The sequence below is a fragment of the Collinsella sp. AF20-14LB genome (assembly GCF_003459505.1).
Classification (GTDB): Bacteria; Actinomycetota; Coriobacteriia; order Coriobacteriales; family Coriobacteriaceae; genus Collinsella.
Genome location: NZ_QRWD01000026.1, coordinates 1 through 17,914 on the forward strand (window position 1 = coordinate 1; position 17,914 = coordinate 17,914).

Here is a 17,914-nt window from a genome sequence, read left to right on the forward strand (position 1 = left end):
ACTTAATGTGCTTTCCGTCTTGCGCAGGACTGTAGAGCAGCAAACTTAACCCCCGCCCCCAGCCCCGGAGACCCTCCCGGAGGGACCGAAAAATTTTTTCAAAAAAGTTGTTGCGCGCCGGACAGACTTCTGTGTATACTAATCCCCGCAGCGCACGCGAGCGGAAACAAACGCGAACGTCTGCCTGGGGAGTTAGCTCAGTTTGGTTAGAGCGCCGGCCTGTCACGTCGGAGGTCGCGGGTTCGAGCCCCGTACTTCCCGCCAACGCAATTAAAGCCACGTCTTCGGACGTGGCTTTTTGCGTTTGATGCACTTTGTTTCGATAGAACGATCGCTCTGGCGCATCTTCGCCCAGAATCCCCGCCCCTTCGGGAACGCAAGTAAAATCTAATAAGCATATCTGTCTAAACAACAGCTTTGTTGCGCAACACCTGTTCAACGAGACAGGGGGTTAGGTTATACTAAATTGCACTGTAGGCCGCATCTGATGCATTTCGCTCCAAGCGCGGCACTCAGTGGATACCCGATTTACCATTTGGATGTCCTGCGGTCATTTAGCGTCTCGACACAAGCTCGGCCCCGGAGCTCGTTCGAGCTGTTCGTATTCCTTGAAAGGGGAAAAATGGATATATCGAGGAAGACTGATTACGCCCTTCGTATGCTGGCGATGCTTGCCGAGGATCCGGAGCGTTTGCTTTCTGTTCGCACCGCTGCCGAAGAGGTCAATGTCCCGTATTCGTTTGCCCGCTCGATTCAGCACGGTTTGGTCCAGGCCGGTATTGTGGAGAGCCTGCGTGGCGTCCACGGTGGCATGCGTCTCAAGGTCAGTCCGGACGACGTCACCATCCGCCAGGTCGTCGAGGCCGTTCAGGGCCCTATGGTTATGAATGATTGCACCGCACCCGATGGCGACTGTGCACGCATGGGCACGTGCTGCTATCATCCCCTGTGGGCCGGAGCTCAAGCGTTGATGCGCGATTACCTCGATTCCGTTTCGCTCGGCGACATCGTCGCTCACCGCCAGTTCCCGGCCGTCGATCCCAAATTCGCCGACCGCGAAGCGTTTCCCGAGTACGCCACCTGCGCGTGCGCTTGCCGGGAGGAATAGCGCCGCATAAGGAGCATAGATATGATTCAGGACCCCTTTCGTTCGATGATTCGTTCGGAAGGGGTCCTGCGTTATCGCGACCTTCCGTGGCGCCGCACGCGCGATCCGTACATCATTTGGCTTTCTGAGGTCATGCTGCAGCAAACACAGGTACCACGCGTGGAGACGCGTATGCCGGCGTGGCTCGATCGCTTTCCGACCGTGCAGGCGCTTGCCCAGGCCGCGCCTTCCGATGTTTTGGACGCTTGGCAGGGCATGGGCTACAACCGACGCGCTCTGGCGCTTCACGGGGCCGCTCAACGGGTCGTAGAGGATTGGGGCGGGGAGTTTCCGCACGAGACGCGTGACTTGGTCGCTCTGCCTGGTATTGGCCCGGCAACGGCGCAAGGTATCCGGTCGTTTGCGTTTGATCTTCCGGGCGTGTATCTGGAGACCAACGTGCGCACGGTCTTTCTGCATCACTTCTTTCCCGATGTACCGGCTGTTCCCGATCGCGAGCTGGTGCCGCTGATTCAGGCGGCCTGTCCGGCGGCCCCCGGTGCGGCGACCGACGAGATCGCTCCCTTTGCCGTGCCGCTCGATGATGCCGATACGCCGCGCGCGTGGTATTACGCGTTGCTAGATTACGGCGCATATCTAAAAAAGACGTTGCCCAATCCGTCCAGGCGCTCGGCGGGCTATAGCCGTCAATCAAAGTTTGAGGGCTCACGTCGCCAAAAGCGCGCGCATATCGTGCGCATGTTGCTGGCAGCGCGCGATGGCCAGCCGGCGGGGATTACGCTTGCTGATGCCGTGGTGGGCGTTAACGAGATGGAAGCGGCGGCTGGGCGTGGACCGGTCGAGCGCGAGCTTGTCGCGGGCATTCTGGCCGACCTGGAGCGTGAGGGCTTTTGCCGAGCCGAGGACGATCGTTGGTTGAGTGTGTAGCCCGCTCAAATCTGAAGAACGGGATTGTAAGGTTTAAATTCTCGGCTTGAGGGGCATCCTAAAGACGAGGCCGCTCGGAGCCTACGGGCGGCATGCGTTGAAGGGAAGTACACCTATGGATTTTGAGAACTCCCAAACCAAGAAGAACCTCGAGACCGCTTTTGCCGGTGAGTCCCAGGCACACACCAAGTATCGCTACTATGCCTCCAAGGCCAAGAAGGACGGCTACGTTCAGATCTCGAACATCTTTGCCGAGACGGCTGGCAACGAGTCCGAGCACGCCAAACTGTGGTTTAAGTATCTGCACGATGGCGCCGTCCCCGATACCCTGGACAATCTGCGCGATGCCGCCGCGGGTGAGAACTACGAGTGGACCACGATGTACGACGAGTTTGCCAAGACCGCCGAGGAAGAGGGCTTTGCCGAGATTGCCGCAAAATTCCGTGGTGTCGCCGCCGTCGAGAAGGCCCACGAGGAGCGCTACAACAAACTCGTCGAGCGCATCGAGTCGGGCGAGGTGTTTGAGCGTGAGGGCGTAAAGGTGTGGAAGTGCCTGAACTGCGGGCACCTGCACGTTGGTGCCGAGGCGCCTGAGGTGTGCCCGGTGTGCAACCACCCGAAGGCGTACTTTGAGGAGCAGGTGGTGAACTACTAGCGCTTGGCGCTGGCTGCTGCGGAGCGCAGGGCGGGAGGCCAGATCGCCTTCCCTCCCCGCTCACGGCTCCGCAGGGTCGCGTTGAGGGAAGGCGATCCGGCCTCCCGCCCTGCGCTCCGGCTTCGGGTCGTCGCGTGCTCGTTACTGAAAAGCTGATTAGAAGTTTGTGTGCCGCCCCTTTTGGGGCGGCACGTTTTTGTGCGGGGTCCCTGTCCCCACAATTTTCGTCAAGCTTTTGGTTAGATTTTGGTCAGTTGGCGTAAGGGTGGAAGGCCAAAAGATTGTTGGCGAAAAAAGCTCAGAGAAAGTGCTGGTAGGGGAGTTGTTGAGGTTTTCGACAGCTTTTGTCAACAAGAAACTTTGCGGCTATTGCTACGGATTGCGTTGTCGCGGTCATGGCGGTGCGGGATGCTGGGCGTAAGCGTCGAATGCTCCGATTTTGGAGGCCAGCATGGATTTGTTTCTTGAGACTCCGCAGCAACAAGCTGAGCGCATGCTGCGTCAGCAGCAACGACTCATGGAGATGCAAATGCAAGGGGCGGCAGTCCAGCCCTTTGCGCAAAATGTCGTGCCCGCTGCTGTACCTGCAGCTGTGCCCGGGTGTGAATCGGCACCAGAGGCCTATTCCGTACAGCAAGATTCATATGCGCAGGAGCTCGCGTTCGACAAGCGTCGTGCGCGTCGTCGCCGCGTGGGCCAGCGCCTGCGCACCTTGGCGATGATCGTGCTCATCCCGCTGGGGCTTGCGGCCATCTTTCTGGCGTCGTATGCCCTCACGTGCATCCTCAACGGCGCATCGCCCAACGAGGTGCTCCAGCATCTAGCGGCCCTAGGCCAGCGCTTAGGTGACGTCATAACAACCATCCGCGCCGGCTGGGAGAGTTAGCGTTTGTCACATTAGGACTTCTAGGGTGTAGGGATTCTCGCCACGAGTAGGATTCTTGCATCCTGTGGGTCCTGTCGTGCGACTGAATAGTATTATTGAAGATGAATAAAAATAGGATTTGCTATGTATAAGCAGGATTTAGAGCAGACTCTTTTGGATATTGACGAAGAGGCGGAGCTGGAAATAGGTCCAAGAGACGATAGGCCGAGCGTTGTATTGGTGGGAGGAAGCGCCTTCATGCTAAACGATGTGACGAATCGGTCGGTTACACATGACATTGATGTGTTTGAGGCAGACAGGTGCCTCCGCGAGATCATAGCTCGATACCCCGAGGTGAATGGCATGGTAGTGGCATATTGCAACCAGATGCCATTCAATTACGAAGATCGACTGATCCCATTGGAGATCGGGGCGCATTTTATCAGGTACTTTACGCCATCTTTGGAGGATCTGGCGGTGATGAAGCTTTATGCCTATCGTCCGAACGACATCGTCGACCTCCATAGTCGAACATTTATCGACCGACTTGATTGGGATCTGCTCGAGCGGCTTATATTCGATGAAGGAGAGGCGTTGGCCTCGTCGCCTTCAGAGCGGAGTTATCAAGAGATGGTCTGTGCATACAGGCAATACAAAAAGGAGGTGCTCGGTTGAATCTGACTTTTGAGGGATTTTTGAAAGGCTATTGCCGAGAGCTGTCCGGACAGCAGTCGCTGAGTTTTAGGAAGCTTGTAAAGCAGGCAACAACGGTTGAGCCGCGTGTGGCGGAGCCTCTGTTTTTGCTCGCTTTGGCGCAGGGTAAGGCCGAATACGTTCTGGGTTTATCCGAGGGCTCGTGGATGGAAGAGGGCTATCGAGGTGTTTTGTCTCTGTATGGCCAAGCGAGTAGCCTGGCATCTCTATGCTCCGAGGATAAGCTCCCCAATCGTTACGCCAACGTTTGGCGTGCGTATAGAGGGGTGAAAGAAAAGCCAGCGGCCGACAGAAGGGTGAACGCCCTGATGAGAAAGAGAACACTTAAAGCATTGGAGGAATCGGGTGTAACGCGCTACGGTCTCTGCCGCGATTTGAATCTGAATAAGGGAAACGTGTACGCATACTTAGCCGGTGATGACTCGAAGGTGAGCAGGAAGACAGCGCGTCGCATTATGGAATATGCGGAGGAGAGAAGCACCCAAGAAGGGGCCGGGCGCCCGGTGCGTGTGGCGGGGTAAGATTGATCGCGGTTTTGATTGATAATCGATTGGGTTTGTTGGGCGGAGTTTATGTCTGCTATTGATATTGTGCTTGTTGTGATTGCCTTGGTGGCGGTGGGGGTTGCTGTGGCTTGCGCCCTGCAGCTTAAAGGTCTTCGTGCCGAGCTGCGGGAGCGTGGCGACAGCGACGCCGAGACGCTCGCGGCGCTCGAGCAGGCCAACAGTACACTCGATACCCTCAACGTCGCGTTGGCCGAAACCCGACGCACCGCAAACGCCATCGCGCAGCAGCAGACGACCGATGCGGCCGTGGAGCAGCAACGCTACCTGACCATCGCGCGTGAGTTCTCGCAGGCCGGCGACCGCATGGACGACCTGCGCCGCGAGACGGCCCAACAGCTTGGCGCCAACCGCGAAGGCATCGAGCACCGCTTGGACAAGGTGCGCGAGACGGTCGATGCCCAGCTGGGCGCCATCCGCAAGGACAACAACGCGCAGCTCGATCAGATGCGCGCGACGGTGGACGAGAAGCTCTCCCGCACGCTCAACGATCGTCTGTCGGCATCGTTTAAGCAGGTGAGCGACCAGCTCGAGGCTGTGTACAAGGGGTTGGGCGATATGCAGTCCATTGCCACCGGCGTGGGCGACCTTAAACGCGTGCTGGGCAACGTGAAGGCGCGTGGCATTTTGGGCGAGGTGCAGCTGGGCGCGATCCTGGCGGACATCCTTACGCCCGACCAGTATCTGGAAAACGTCGCCACCAAGCCCGGCGCCTCGGAGCGCGTTGAGTTTGCCGTCAAGCTGCCGGTAGACGAGGGCGACCCCGTGCTGCTGCCAATCGACTCCAAATTCCCGGGCGATGCGTATGAGCATTTGCTCGACGCCCAGGAGTCGGGCGACGCGGAGGCCGTCGCCGCCGCGCGCAAGACGCTCGACACCATGGTGAAGCGCGAGGCAAAGGACATCTGCGAAAAGTACCTGAGCGTGCCCGCGACCACCAACTTTGGCATTCTGTTCGTTCCGTTTGAGGGCCTGTACGCCGAGATCGTCACGCGCCCTGGGCTTATCGAGACCCTGGGCCGCGACTATCACGTCAACGTTGCCGGTCCCAGCACCATGGCGGCCATCCTCAACAGCCTGCAGATGAGCTACCAGACGTTTAAGCTGCAAAGACGCACCGACGACGTGCTACGCGTGCTTTCCGCCGTCAAGGCCGAGCTGCCGCGCTATCAAGCGGCGCTGCGCCGCGCCCAGCAGCAGATCGAGACCGCGGGCAAAACGGTCGAGGGCATCATCACCACGCGCACCAACGTTATGGAGCGCAAGCTCAAGGATATCGACGCGCTGGAAGATGCCAAAGAGGCCGACGAGATCTTGGGACTTACGTCCGCGGGCCTGCTCGCAGACCAAGAAGACGAGGACTAGCGGCACTTGACGGCGGGGCGTCTGCGCAGGCGCCCCGCCGTGTTTCACAACGCACTTGCCTAAAGCGCACTTTAATGTGCAACAATGGCCTTTCGCCCTATCAGACGCGAAAGGAAGCCCATGTCTCAGAGAAGCACCAGCCCGCTCAAACGCTCAACCGTGCGCCGCACGCTGCAGCGTTTTTGGGATGTCACGCGCACGCAGCCGCTGATCGTCTTTCTCTCGGTGTTCTCGTCGGCGGGCTACATCTTTTTGCTCACGTTTGCCAACACCTACGTTATGGCCCTCATCGTCGATCGTGTCCAGGCCGGCCCCGTAGCGGGCGACCAGGTGTTTGAGGTCTTCGGTCCCTACATTTTGGCGCTCGTGCTCGTCAACCTGGTGGGTCAGATTCTCTCCAAGCTACAGGACTACACCGTCTACAAGCTCGAGATTGCGGGCAACTATCACCTGGCGCGCCTGTGCTTTGACACGCTCTCCAATCAATCCATGACATTCCACACCAGCCGCTTTGGCGGATCGCTCGTGAGCCAGACGAGCCGTTTTATGAGCGGCTACACGGGTCTGGTCGACGTGACGGTGTATTCGCTCATTCCCACCATCACCTCGGTTGTCTGCACGGTGACGGCGCTCGCTCCGGTGGTGCCCACATTTACCGTGATCCTGGTGGGCATCATGGTCGTCTACATCGCGTTTGTCTGGCTTATGTACAAGCACATCATGCCGCTTTCGGCCGCGACGTCCGCCGCGCAAAACAAGCTCTCGGGCGTGCTGTCCGACGCGGTCACGAACATCCTGGCTGTCAAGACCTGCGGGCGCGAGGACTTTGAGCGCGACCTGTTCGATGCCGCCGACCGTGCCGCGCGCGATGCCGAAACGGTATCGATGCACGCCATGATGCAGCGCAACTTTACGACCTCGGGCCTTATCGTCATCACCATGGCCGTGGTGAGTGTGTTCGTGGCGGGCGGCAACGCGTGGTTTGGCATCTCGGCCGGCTCGCTCGTCATGATCTTTACCTACACGTATAACCTCACCATGCGTCTGAACTACGTGAGTTCCATGATGCAGCGCATTAACCGCGCGCTGGGTGACGCCGCCGAGATGACGCGCGTGCTGGACGAGCCGCGCCTGGTGGCGGACGACGAGCATGCTCCCGAGCTCAAAGTGACCGAGGGCGCGATCGATTTTGAGCACTTGAGCTTTGCATACCGTGACGCCGCGGCGGGCGATAGCGTGTTCGACGACCTGACGCTCCATGTGCCGGCGGGCCAGCGCGTGGGCCTGGTGGGTAAATCGGGCTCGGGCAAGACGACGCTCACCAAGCTGCTGCTGCGCCTGGACGATGTTCAGGGCGGCCGCGTACTCGTGGACGGTCAGGATGTCTCGCGCTGCACGCAGCAGAGCCTGCGCCGCCAGGTTGCCTACGTGCCGCAGGAGGCGCTGCTGTTCCACCGCTCCATTCGCGAGAATATCGCCTACGGCCGCCCCGACGCCACCGACGAGCAAATTCGCGAGGCGGCGCGCCTGGCCAATGCCCTGGAGTTTATCGACCGCCTACCCCATGGCTTTGACACCATGGTGGGCGAGCGCGGCGTCAAGCTTTCGGGCGGCCAGCGCCGGCGCGTGGCCATTGCCCGTGCCATCCTCACCGACGCGCCGATTCTGGTACTCGACGAGGCGACGTCTGCCCTCGATAGCGAGTCCGAGGCGTTGGTGCAGGAAGCTCTCGAGAACCTGATGCGCGGCCGCACCTCCATTGTGGTGGCGCATCGCCTGTCCACCGTGGCGGCGCTCGACCGCATCGTGGTACTGGCGGATGGCGAGATCGTCGAGGACGGCACGCATGTGCAGCTCGTCGAGGCGGGCGGCGAGTACGCGAGCCTGTGGAGCCGTCAGACCGGCGCATTCTTGGAGGCGTAAACGTCTCGGACGTGGGACAATTGTGCCCATAAGTTTATTGTGCCGTTGAGCCGAGGAGTCGTTATGCCACGCGAGACCAATGCCGCCAAGCGCGAGCGCGCCATCGAGGTGTGTGAGCGCCTCAACCGTCGCTATGGCCCGGTCGAGTGCTTTTTGGACCACGAGAATCCCTTCCGCCTGCTGATCGCGGTGCTGCTTTCGGCGCAAACGACCGATGCGCAGGTCAACAAGGTGACGCCGCGGCTGTTTGCCCAGTGGCCCACGCCCGAGGCCATGGCCGGGGCGAGCGTAGCTGACGTGGCAGACACCATCAAGTCGCTCGGCTTCTACAAGAGCAAAGCCAAGCATGCCGTCGAGGCCGCGCAGATGATCGTCGCCGACTATGACGGCGAGGTGCCGGCCGACATGAAGGAACTCGTGAAGCTGCCGGGCGTGGGACGCAAGACGGCGAACATCGTGCTCAACGTGGGGTATGGCATCGTGGAGGGTATTGCGGTGGACACGCACGTCAACCGCATTGCGCACCGCCTGATGCTGAGTCCCAAGACGCATGCCAGGGAACCGCTCAAGACCGAGCAGGATCTGCTCAAGATTTTGCCGCACGAGTATTGGGAGTCGGTCAACCATCAGTGGATCACCTTTGGCCGCGAGATCTGCGACGCCCGCAAACCCAAGTGTGACGAGTGTCCGCTGGCAGATTTGTGCCCCAGCGTGCGCGTTTTGGGGTAGCTGCCCGGTGCGCGCCGGCGCGTCCGCCCCATGCGTTACCATGACAAACAATAGTTTTGATGTACGACCCGCCGAGCTTGCCCCGGCGGGCTTTTGGCGTTGCGATGCCGGAGGAACAGCATGCTCATTCACCGTATAGCCGCGCAGCTCTACACTGCCGAGGCGCTGCAGACCGTCGAGGCCGGACTCGATGCCGGCGAGGACGTGACGTTGGCCGTGTCGCAGTCGGGTCGCACGCTTATGGCGGCCGCCCAGTTTGCGCGCCGTCCGCGTCCCACGGTCTATATCGTGAGCGGCGAGGACGCTGCCGATCGCGCCGCGCGCAGCCTGGCCGCCTATGTGGGCCTGGCGCACGTGTGCCGCTTTCCCGAGCGCAAGGACTACCCGTGGCGCGAGCAGGCGCCCGACGATGCCGTGGTGGCGCAGCGCTGCGAGGCCCTGGGACGCATCGTGCGCGGTGACAACTGCATTATGGTTGCCTCGGCCCGCGCGTTGCTGCGTTGCGTGCCGCCAGTCGAGAGCCGCTACTGGGAGTCCACGACCTTTGCGGTGGGCGAGGAGATCCCTTTTGACGAGGTGCCGCAGCGCCTGGTGGGCATGGGCTATACCAATGCCGGTGCCGCCGACGCGCCCGGCCTGTTCCGCGTGCACGGTGATACCGTCGAGGTGTTCCCCGCGCAGGAGAAGGCACCCGTGCGCATTGAGTTCTTTGGCGACGAGATTGATCGCATCCGCCGCATGGTGAGTTCCACGGGGCAGACCATCGGCAACGAGGACAGCATCGAAATCTTCCCCTGCCGCGAGCTGGCGCTCACCGACGAGGCCGTTCACAACATGCACGTGGCGCTCTACCGCGCCAGCCAGGACGACAGTAAGCTGGCGGCGCTGCTCGAGATGGTGGATGCACGCATCGTCACGCCCGAGCTCGACCGCTTTTTGCCGGTGATGTACGGCCAGACCGTGAGCCCGCTGTCGCATGTGAGCGGCCAGGCGCTCGTGGTGCTGTCCGAGCCGCGCTCGCTGTTCGACGACTGCCTGCGCGCCTACGAGGATATCGAGGCACGCGCCGGCGAGGCGGGGATTGACCGCTTGGACGGTCTGTACGTGCGCGCCCAGCAGCTCGACTTTGGTGCCCAGCAGCGCTTGAACTACGTGAGCTTGATTCGTGCCGGTGGTGCGGTGACGGCAGAGCTCAAGATTGAGCAGCCGGCCATCGCGGGCTCGGACAATCGCTTTATGACGCGCATCCAGGAGGTCGTGGGCAAGCGCTATGCCTGCGTGTTTGCCATCCCCGACCGCGGTGCACGCGAGTCGATGGAGCTCACCTTTGGCGACGAGGGCATCACCTTTGAGGAGTCGCTGACGGCCGCCCCCGAAAACGCCGGCGTTATCGGCGACCGCGTGCGCGTGGCGGCGGCGGATTCTGCCGACCGTGCTGTCCGCCAACAGGCCCATGCCTCAATTCGTGAGCGCCGCGCCGACGCGCTCAACGCCCGCTCGCTCGAGGCGGGCGCGGCCCAGGCTGCCGCCGGTGCCGCTGTGCCCACCATCTCGCGCGGGCGCGTGACCTTTGTGGATGCCGCCCTGCCGCAGGGCGTGGTGGTGCCCGATGCCAATCTGGCCGTGTTCTCGATCGCCGACCTCAACGCCCGCATGGACGCCAACCGCGCCCGCAGCCGCCGCAAGGTGGACATTACGCAGATCACCTTCCCCTTTAAGCCGGGCGACTACGTGGTGCACGCAACGCATGGCATCGCGCTCTTTAGCGAGATCGCGCGCCAGGAAGTGGGCGGCAAGGAGCGCGACTACTTTTTGCTGGAATATGCCGATGGCGACAAGCTCTACGTGCCGCTCGAGCAGGTCGACCGCATCACGCGCTATGTTGGCCCCGACGGCGACAAGCCGCGCCTGACCAGGCTCAACACCGCCGACTGGACGCGTGCCACCAACAAGGCGCGCAAGAACGCCAAAAAGCTGGCGTTTGACCTGGTCGATCTGTATACGCGCCGCTCGTCGATTACCGGTATCGCCTGCCCGCCCGACACGCCCGAGCAGATCGAGATGGAGGAGAGCTTTCCCTACGACGAGACGCGCGACCAGCTAGAGGCCATCGCCGATATTAAGGCCGATATGGAGGCGCCCAAGCCCATGGACCGCCTGCTGTGCGGCGACGTGGGCTTTGGCAAGACCGAGGTCGCCCTGCGCGCGGCGTTTAAGTGCGTGGACTCCGGCCGCCAGGTCATGGTGCTCTGCCCCACGACTATTCTTGCCCAGCAGCACTACGAGACGTTCTTTGAACGCTTTGCCCCGTTTGGCCTTGAGGTCGAGGTGCTCAGCCGCTTTCGCACGCCGGCGCAGCAAAAGCGCGCACTCAAGGCGTTTGCCGAGGGCACGATTGATGTGCTCATCGGCACACATCGCCTGCTTTCGGCCGATGTGAACCCCAAGAACCTGGGCCTGGTGATCATCGACGAGGAGCAGCGCTTTGGCGTGCAGCACAAGGAGCAGCTCAAGAACCTGCGTGAGCAGATCGACGTGCTCACGCTTTCGGCAACGCCCATCCCGCGTACCATGCAGATGGCAACGAGCGGCGTGCGCGACATGAGCCTGATCACCACGCCGCCGACCGGGCGCCGTCCCGTGATCGTGCACGTGGGGGAGTACGACCCCGACGTGGTGAGCGCGGCGATTCGCCTGGAGGTGGGTCGCGGCGGACAGGTGTACTACGTGTCCAACCGCGTCAAGACCATCGATGACGCTGTGGCACGCGTGCACGAGGCCGCGCCCGAGGCGCGCGTGGGCGTGGCGCACGGCAAGATGAGCCCGCGCGAGGTCGAGGACGTGATGATCGAGTTCGCGACCAAAAAGATCGATGTGCTCATCGCCACGACCATCGTGGAGAGTGGCATCGACAACGCGACCGCCAACACGCTCATCATCGAGGACTCGCAGCGCCTGGGTCTGGCACAGCTTTACCAGCTCAAGGGCCGTGTGGGCCGTTCTGTCACGCAGGCCTACGCGTACTTTATGTTCCCGGGCGAGCTGCCGCTCACCGAGGAGGCCACGGCGCGCCTGACTGCACTTTCCGAGTTCCAGGACCTGGGCAGCGGCATGCGTATCGCCATGCGCGACCTGGAGATTCGCGGCGCCGGTTCGCTGATGGGCGCTGAGCAGCACGGCAACCTGTCGAGCGTGGGCTTTGACCTGTTTACGCAGATGTTGGGCCAGGCCGTGGCCGAGGCGCGCGGCGATGACGATGCCGGCGTGGAGGCGGCGAGCGTGGGCATTAATCTGCCTGCCGATTACTTCTTGTCCGAGGAGTACCTGCCGGCGGTGGACCAGCGCGTGCTCGTGTACCGCAAGCTCGCGGCGGCCGAGGACCTGGAGAGCATCGACGAGGTGCAGGAAGAGACCGAGGCCGCGCACGGTGAGCTGCCGTTGGCGGGGCTCAACCTGTTCAACCGCGCGCGCATCCGTATCCGCGGCGAGCGCCTGGGGCTCGAGAGCGTCACGCTCAGCGGTGGGCGCATTACCTTCCTGGGGGTTGACGTTCCCAAGAAGGTAGCCTTTGAGTTTAAGAATCGGTACGGCGCGGTGAACTTCCCCAAGAGCCGCAAGCTGTCGGTGCCCTACAAGGCGGGCGCCGGTGCGGGCAGCGGCCTGGGTCGCGGTCTCGATGCCAACGACGGCACCGGCCCCGTGGCAGCCGCCCTCATGCTGCTGCAGCAGCTGGGTGCGAGCGACGACGACTAACGGGTCGACGTTGCAAACGCCCCATTTGGGTAATCTGACCCCATCGGAAGGAAAGCATGTTCGGGTATATCTATAAGAAAGATGCCGCTGCTATCGCGGTCATCCTGGCCTTTTGTCTGCTCGTCGGGTCTTTTTTCGATTACCAGATCTCGAGTGCGCTGTTTAACTCGTCTAGCCTGTTTGGCCGCTTTGTCGAGGCGGCCGGCGAGCTGCCGTTCGAGCTGACGGCGAGCGTCGCGGGCATTATGCTCGTGCGCTCGGCACGTCCCGATTCCAAGGCGAGCAAGTGGCTCGCCGCGCTAGGCGTTCTGATCAACGTGGCCCTGGTCGGCTACGAGATTATCGGGTCGCTGCGCGTCGGCGGCAAGCTTATTGCGTTTCAGCTGGTTTTGACGTTTGCATTGGTCATCGCGGCCAACCTTGTTGTCTATCGCCTTACGCGCGACACCGCGCCCGACGAGCTTACGCGCTGGGCGTTGATGGTGCTTGCCGTGTGGGTCGCTCAGGCCATCATCCTCAACGTGGTTGTCAAGCCGCTGTGGTCGCGCCCGCGCATGCGCGTGATCGAGGTCACGCCGGGGCTCAATTTTCAGCCGTGGTGGGTAATCGGCAACCCCGACAAGTGGAGCTATATTGCGGCCGGCGTAATCAAGGACGGCTTTAAGTCGTTCGCGAGCGGGCACACCGCGCATGCGGCAATCGGCCTTATGCTTGCGGGGCTTCCCGCGGCGGCCTTTACGGAAAAGCCTTCGCGTCGTCGCGTGGTCTTTTGGGTCGCCGCTGTGGTTGCGGCGCTCGTCGCCTTTGGTCGCATCGTGATCGGTGCGCACTTTTTGAGTGACGTGAGCTGCGGCTTTGCCTTGGTGCTGGCGCTTGAGTGCCTTGCCGCGCGCATTGCTTATCCGGGCGGCGTACAATAGCCCCATCTGAATCATCGGGCTCGTGCCCGGCTAGAGAGGATTACCATGCTCGCGTTCAACAACGACTATTCCCACGGCGCACATCCGGCAGTGCTGCAGACGCTCGTCGACACCAATATGGAGCCGCAGCCCGGCTACGGTACCGATGCACACACCGAGCGTGCCAAGCAGCTCATTCGTGAGGCCTGTCAGGCACCCGATGCCGACGTATTTTTCCTGGTAGGCGGCACGCAGGCCAACGCGACGGTGATCGACATGCTGCTCGCGCCCTACGAGGGCGTCGTTGCCGCCGAGACCGGCCACGTCGCCTGCCACGAGGCGGGTGCCATCGAGTTTGGCGGCCACAAGGTGCTCACCATCCCCGGCTACGAGGGCAAGATGCATGCCGAGGATCTCGAGAATTATATCCAGGTGTTCTACGAAAACGAGAGCTACGAGCACACGGTGTTTCCGGGCGCGGTGTACGTGAGCCTGTCGACCGAGTACGGCACGCTGTACTCCAAGGCCGAGCTCGCGGCGATTCACGCGGTGTGCCAGAAGCGCGAGATTCCGCTGTTTGTGGATGGCGCCCGACTGGCCTATGCGCTGGCAGCCGATGAGTGCGACATTACCCTGCCCGAGCTGGCGCAGCTGTGCGACGTGTTCTACATCGGCGGCACCAAGTGTGGCGCGCTTTGCGGCGAGGCCGTGGTGTTTTGTGGCATGCACGCTCCGGCGCATCCCATTCCGCGCATTAAGCAGCACGGCGCGCTGTTGGCCAAGGGTCGCCTAACGGGCGTCCAGTTTGAGGCGCTCTTTACCGATGGCCTGTATTTTGAGATTGGCCGCCAGGCGATTGAGACGGCGCAGGCGCTTCGTCGCGTGCTGCACGAGCGCGGCTACCAGTTCTTCTTGGAGACGCCCACCAACCAGCAGTTTGTGATTCTGCCCAACGAGGACATGGTGCGCATTCGCGAGCACGCCTCGATCGAGTACTGGGAAAAGTACGACGAGACCCACACGGTGGTGCGCTTTTGCACCAGCTGGGCCACGACGCAGGAGGATATCGACGCGTTGGCGGCGGTTCTGTAGGTTGATGTGACGAGGAGGGCCGCCTTGCGCCTGGGTTTGGCGCGGGGCGGCCTTTGCTTTTGAGGGAGAAGGGCTGTATGACCGAGATGTCCGAGCCGACGATTCGCCTGGCGACGCCCGATGATGCGCCGGCGTTGCTTGCCATCTATGAGCCGTATGTGCGCCAGACGGCGATTACCTGCGAATACGAGGTGCCGAGTGTTGAGGAGTTCGCCGGGCGCATCGAGCGCACACTCAAGCGCTATCCGTATCTGGTGATGGAGCTGGACGGGCGTCCGGTAGGTTATGCCTATGTGAGTCCGCTCAACAGCCGCGAGGCCTATGACTGGTCGGTCGAGACGTCGATCTACCTGGCGCGCGACGTGCGCCACGGCGGGCTGGGCCGCAAGCTGCACGATGCGCTCAAGCAGTGCCTGATCGCGATGGGCATCACCAACATGTGCGCGCTCATTGCCGTGCCGCACGACAAGGACGATGAGTACCTGACGCACAACAGCCAGGACTTCCATGCCCATATGGGATATCGCCTGGTGGGTGCCTTCGACCGCTGCGCGCAAAAGTTCGGCCGCTGGTACGACATGTGCTGGATGGAGCTGGTCCTAGCCGAGCGCACACCCAACCAACCCAAGCCGACCTGGTTCCCCGACCTCCCCAAACCTGCCATTTAGGGACAGGTTTATTTTGGCAGGTTTTATCTGGGCAAACGTTGCAAGCCGCTGCGAAGGATGCGGATACCTTCGCGGCGGCTTTTGTTTTGGGTGTGTATGACCAAGGCGATTGACCTGCGGATGCAGCAAAGCTCCAGATGAAACCGACCAAACTAGACCTGTCCCTTTTTGGCAGGTTTTTGGCTGTCTTGTGGCATCAAATCGCCGCAAGAAGCACGGCGTTCGTATGCTATTTTGACCTGAATCGTCCCCTCGGGACGCCTTGCGAGCTAAGTGAGTAGACTTTTTGGCGCAGGGCGAGCACAAAGCGCATCTGCCTTACTAAAACCGCAGGTCACAGAGATGGCTGTTTTGGGTGTGCTCGGCAGATCGCGAAAAGTCTACTCACTTAGGTTTACGGTGCTGGATATTCTGGACAGGAACAGTTGAGCTTGGACGGCGTGCGTTGCCAGGCGATGCTGGCATTTGCGCCATGCTGGTTTGAGATTTTATAAAAACCGCAGGTAAAACGTATATTAGGTGCATTTTGCCTGGTTTGGCGCGCTAGCCGATGGGCTCGGTGTATTTGGCGCGGTCGGTGCGTTGGATGCGCTTGGAGATGTGCAGCGGGCGGCCGTCGGTGTCGTAGACGTAGTCGGTGATCAGGATCAGCGCCTGCCCGCGCTCGACGTTGAGCAAAAACGCCTCGTTTTGCGAGGCATAGCACACCTCAAAGGTCTTGTGCCCCTGTGCCGGCGCGCGATGGAATTCTTGGCGCAGCGTGGCGTAGAGCGAACCGTTGATATCGCGGTCGATGAGTGCCTCGAAGCTTGGCGGCAGATAGGTGGTCTCCAGGCACAGCGGCGCATCGTCCAGATAACGCAGACGGACAAGTTTGACGAGCTTGCTGCCCACGGCGGCGTCAAAGAACTTAGCTATGCTGCCGGCCGCCTTGGCAAAGCCCGAGTCCACGGTGCGCGTGGTGGGCTTCATGCCCTGGCCTTCGACCTGCTTGGTATAGCTCGAAAACATCAGGTTGTTCTCGTGGAGCGCGGGCGTGTCGGCCACAAAGGCGCCACGCCCGCGCTCGGTGCGCACCAGGCCCTCATCAACGAGCACCTTAAGGGCGTGGCGCACGGTGCTGCGCGACAGACCCGATTCGTCCATGAGTTCCATCTCGGACGGCAGCTTGTCTTCGCGTGCGTAGGTGCCGGCGGCGATGCGGTCACGCAGCGTACCCGCCAGACGCTCGTATTGGGCCAAGTTCTTTTTTGACGAAGTGCTCATGCGAATAACCTGTATCTAACTTGTATGCTTACTGAACCAAGCATGTATCCAACATGACAACAAAACCGCTGGTAATGAATTGCCGAAAACTTTACCAGCAAAATTTCTAAGACAAATATAGCATACAACTAGTCGACATAACCAAAACATGTATGTAACTTGTATGCCATCGAGAGCATCAAGCGAGAAGAAAGGCTGATGCACGATGACTACTCAGGAACAGGTTAAGGACGTCGTCTCCCAGGTTTTGGCTGACAAGGCAGACAAGGGCGGCATCAAGCGCGTCGTGTGGATTGGCGCCGGTGGATCCAACGGCGGCAACTATCCTGCCCAGTACTTTATGGAGCACGAGGCCACGCAGGTCGTGAGCTCCAGCTACACCAGCAACGAGTTCGTGCACGCCACGCCTGCCTACGTCAACGAGAGCACCCTGGCCGTCGTCGTGTCCATGCGCGGCACCAAGGAGACCATCGTCGCCGCCCAGGTCGCCAAGGACCACGGCGCCAGCACCATCGCCATCTATGTTGACGAGTCCGGCCTCACCGAGGTCTGCGACTACAAGATCCAGTACGACAGCCTGGCCATCGACGAGTCCTGCATGGGCCGCACCAACTCCGCCGTCGTGACCATGATTGCTATGGAGCTTACGCAGCAGACCGAGGGCTATGCCGAGTACGAGACCGCTATGGCCGCCTTCGACTTGGTCGACCCCATCTATCGCAAGGCTGTCGAGTACACCCGTCCGCTCGCTGCCAAGTGGGCCGAGCAGAACGCCGACAAGCCCTGCATCAACGTTATGGCTCAGGGCCCGCTCTTTGGTGCCGCCTACGTCTTTAGCATCTGCAACGTGCAGGAGATGCTGCAGATCGACTCCTGCACCATCAACACCTGCGACTTCTTCCACGGCCCCTTCGAGATCCTGGACAAGCGCACCTCGCTGTTCCAGCTCATCAGCGTCGGCCGCAGCCGCTGCAACGACGAGCGCGGCATCCGCTTTGTCAACCAGTACGGTGGCGAGCGCGTCTATCAGCTCGACGCCAAGGAGCTCGGCCTCAACGACATCAAGGACAGCGTGAGCGAGTACTTCAACCACCTGATCTTCGCCCCGATCCTCAACAACGTATACATGCGCGCGCTCTCTGCCGTCACCCACAAGGACTACATGACGCGCCGCTACATGTGGAAGCTTGATTACTAAGGGATAGAGTGGCCTAACAGCCCAATATCCCTCATAAGTTGCGGTGGAATAGTTCCTGTTTGGGAGCGTGAAGCCTCTGTTTGAGAACTATTTCACCGCAACTGCTAGAGCGGCACTTGGGGCGTTCCCTTTCGGCCGGCAGTTAGGGACGTTCCTTTTAATATGAGCAGGACATTGTCAAGAGGCAAA

Annotated in this window: 15 protein-coding genes and 1 tRNA gene; 15 read left to right on the top strand and 1 reads right to left on the bottom strand. The window is 61.0% G+C overall.

The genetic code is table 11. The features are described from left to right. The first annotated feature begins 186 nt into the window (after positions 1 to 186). The 14 genes from DWX63_RS10465 (at position 187) to DWX63_RS10530 (ending at position 15,261) form a co-directional block, all read left to right on the top strand. Positions 187 to 264, top strand: a tRNA-Asp gene (locus DWX63_RS10465). Positions 265 to 622: 358 nt separating this feature from the next. Further along, positions 623 to 1,108, top strand: coding sequence for an Rrf2 family transcriptional regulator (locus DWX63_RS10470; protein WP_117629049.1), 486 nt, complete (start codon positions 623 to 625; stop codon positions 1,106 to 1,108). 21 nt (positions 1,109 to 1,129) lie between these two features. Further along, positions 1,130 to 2,035: an adenine glycosylase gene (locus tag DWX63_RS10475; protein WP_117843667.1), complete on the top strand. Its 906-nt coding sequence runs from the start codon at positions 1,130 to 1,132 to the stop codon at positions 2,033 to 2,035. A 115-nt stretch (positions 2,036 to 2,150) separates the two neighbouring features. Next, positions 2,151 to 2,690, top strand: coding sequence for a rubrerythrin (gene rbr, locus DWX63_RS10480; protein ID WP_055252097.1), 540 nt, complete (start codon positions 2,151 to 2,153; stop codon positions 2,688 to 2,690). A 451-nt stretch (positions 2,691 to 3,141) separates the two neighbouring features. Continuing rightward, the gene (locus DWX63_RS10485; protein ID WP_117564953.1) at positions 3,142 to 3,576 is read left to right on the top strand and encodes a hypothetical protein; all 435 of its coding nucleotides are present in this window, start codon (positions 3,142 to 3,144) and stop codon (positions 3,574 to 3,576) included. A gap of 123 nt (positions 3,577 to 3,699) precedes the next feature. Next, positions 3,700 to 4,230: a DUF6036 family nucleotidyltransferase gene (locus DWX63_RS10490; protein WP_117736879.1), complete on the top strand. Its 531-nt coding sequence runs from the start codon at positions 3,700 to 3,702 to the stop codon at positions 4,228 to 4,230. Next, on the top strand, positions 4,227 to 4,790 hold the full coding sequence (locus DWX63_RS10495; RefSeq protein ID WP_117629046.1) for a transcriptional regulator: 564 nt from the start codon (positions 4,227 to 4,229) through the stop codon (positions 4,788 to 4,790). The genes DWX63_RS10490 and DWX63_RS10495 overlap by 4 nt, the downstream gene beginning before the upstream one ends. 51 nt (positions 4,791 to 4,841) lie before the next feature. After that, positions 4,842 to 6,197 carry a DNA recombination protein RmuC gene (locus DWX63_RS10500; protein ID WP_117646625.1) on the top strand — a complete coding sequence of 452 codons (1,356 nt, stop codon included), beginning with the start codon at positions 4,842 to 4,844 and terminating at the stop codon, positions 6,195 to 6,197. 120 nt (positions 6,198 to 6,317) lie between these two features. Next, the gene (locus DWX63_RS10505) at positions 6,318 to 8,120 is read left to right on the top strand and encodes an ABC transporter ATP-binding protein (RefSeq protein WP_117843668.1); all 1,803 of its coding nucleotides are present in this window, start codon (positions 6,318 to 6,320) and stop codon (positions 8,118 to 8,120) included. A gap of 63 nt (positions 8,121 to 8,183) precedes the next feature. Then, a complete protein-coding gene (gene nth / locus DWX63_RS10510; protein WP_117843669.1) occupies positions 8,184 to 8,849 on the top strand; it encodes an endonuclease III in 666 nt (221 codons plus the stop codon). Positions 8,850 to 8,969: 120 nt separating this feature from the next. Continuing rightward, positions 8,970 to 12,602, top strand: coding sequence for a transcription-repair coupling factor (mfd, locus tag DWX63_RS10515; protein WP_117843670.1), 3,633 nt, complete (start codon positions 8,970 to 8,972; stop codon positions 12,600 to 12,602). Positions 12,603 to 12,658: 56 nt separating this feature from the next. Then, entirely contained in the window at positions 12,659 to 13,522 is an 864-nt protein-coding gene (locus DWX63_RS10520) for a phosphatase PAP2 family protein (protein ID WP_117843671.1), read from the top strand. Between the two features lie 45 nt (positions 13,523 to 13,567). Continuing rightward, positions 13,568 to 14,593, top strand: coding sequence for a low specificity L-threonine aldolase (locus tag DWX63_RS10525; RefSeq protein ID WP_117843672.1), 1,026 nt, complete (start codon positions 13,568 to 13,570; stop codon positions 14,591 to 14,593). Positions 14,594 to 14,670: 77 nt separating this feature from the next. Further along, the gene (locus tag DWX63_RS10530) at positions 14,671 to 15,261 is read left to right on the top strand and encodes a GNAT family N-acetyltransferase (protein WP_117843673.1); all 591 of its coding nucleotides are present in this window, start codon (positions 14,671 to 14,673) and stop codon (positions 15,259 to 15,261) included. Positions 15,262 to 15,804: 543 nt separating this feature from the next. On the opposite strand, the gene DWX63_RS10535 is transcribed toward DWX63_RS10530, so the two are convergent. After that, a complete protein-coding gene (locus tag DWX63_RS10535) occupies positions 15,805 to 16,527 on the bottom strand; it encodes a GntR family transcriptional regulator (RefSeq protein WP_117634403.1) in 723 nt (240 codons plus the stop codon). 205 nt (positions 16,528 to 16,732) lie between these two features. Between DWX63_RS10535 and DWX63_RS10540 the strand changes: the two genes are divergently transcribed. After that, complete coding sequence (locus DWX63_RS10540) at positions 16,733 to 17,725, top strand: SIS domain-containing protein (protein ID WP_117843674.1); 993 nt, start codon at positions 16,733 to 16,735, stop codon at positions 17,723 to 17,725. Positions 17,726 to 17,914 lie beyond the last annotated feature (189 nt).

Bases quoted from the DNA above. Each gene is read 5' to 3' on its own strand.
- DWX63_RS10470 (WP_117629049.1), top strand. From the start codon at position 623: ATGGATATATCGAGGAAGACTGATTACGCCCTTCGTATGCTGGCGATG.
- DWX63_RS10475 (WP_117843667.1), top strand. From the start codon at position 1,130: ATGATTCAGGACCCCTTTCGTTCGATGATTCGTTCGGAAGGGGTCCTG.
- rbr (WP_055252097.1), top strand. From the start codon at position 2,151: ATGGATTTTGAGAACTCCCAAACCAAGAAGAACCTCGAGACCGCTTTT.
- DWX63_RS10485 (WP_117564953.1), top strand. From the start codon at position 3,142: ATGGATTTGTTTCTTGAGACTCCGCAGCAACAAGCTGAGCGCATGCTG.
- DWX63_RS10490 (WP_117736879.1), top strand. From the start codon at position 3,700: ATGTATAAGCAGGATTTAGAGCAGACTCTTTTGGATATTGACGAAGAG.
- DWX63_RS10500 (WP_117646625.1), top strand. From the start codon at position 4,842: ATGTCTGCTATTGATATTGTGCTTGTTGTGATTGCCTTGGTGGCGGTG.
- DWX63_RS10505 (WP_117843668.1), top strand. From the start codon at position 6,318: ATGTCTCAGAGAAGCACCAGCCCGCTCAAACGCTCAACCGTGCGCCGC.
- nth (WP_117843669.1), top strand. From the start codon at position 8,184: ATGCCACGCGAGACCAATGCCGCCAAGCGCGAGCGCGCCATCGAGGTG.
- mfd (WP_117843670.1), top strand. From the start codon at position 8,970: ATGCTCATTCACCGTATAGCCGCGCAGCTCTACACTGCCGAGGCGCTG.
- DWX63_RS10520 (WP_117843671.1), top strand. From the start codon at position 12,659: ATGTTCGGGTATATCTATAAGAAAGATGCCGCTGCTATCGCGGTCATC.
- DWX63_RS10525 (WP_117843672.1), top strand. From the start codon at position 13,568: ATGCTCGCGTTCAACAACGACTATTCCCACGGCGCACATCCGGCAGTG.
- DWX63_RS10530 (WP_117843673.1), top strand. From the start codon at position 14,671: ATGACCGAGATGTCCGAGCCGACGATTCGCCTGGCGACGCCCGATGAT.
- DWX63_RS10535 (WP_117634403.1), bottom strand. From the start codon at position 16,527: ATGAGCACTTCGTCAAAAAAGAACTTGGCCCAATACGAGCGTCTGGCG.
- DWX63_RS10540 (WP_117843674.1), top strand. From the start codon at position 16,733: ATGACTACTCAGGAACAGGTTAAGGACGTCGTCTCCCAGGTTTTGGCT.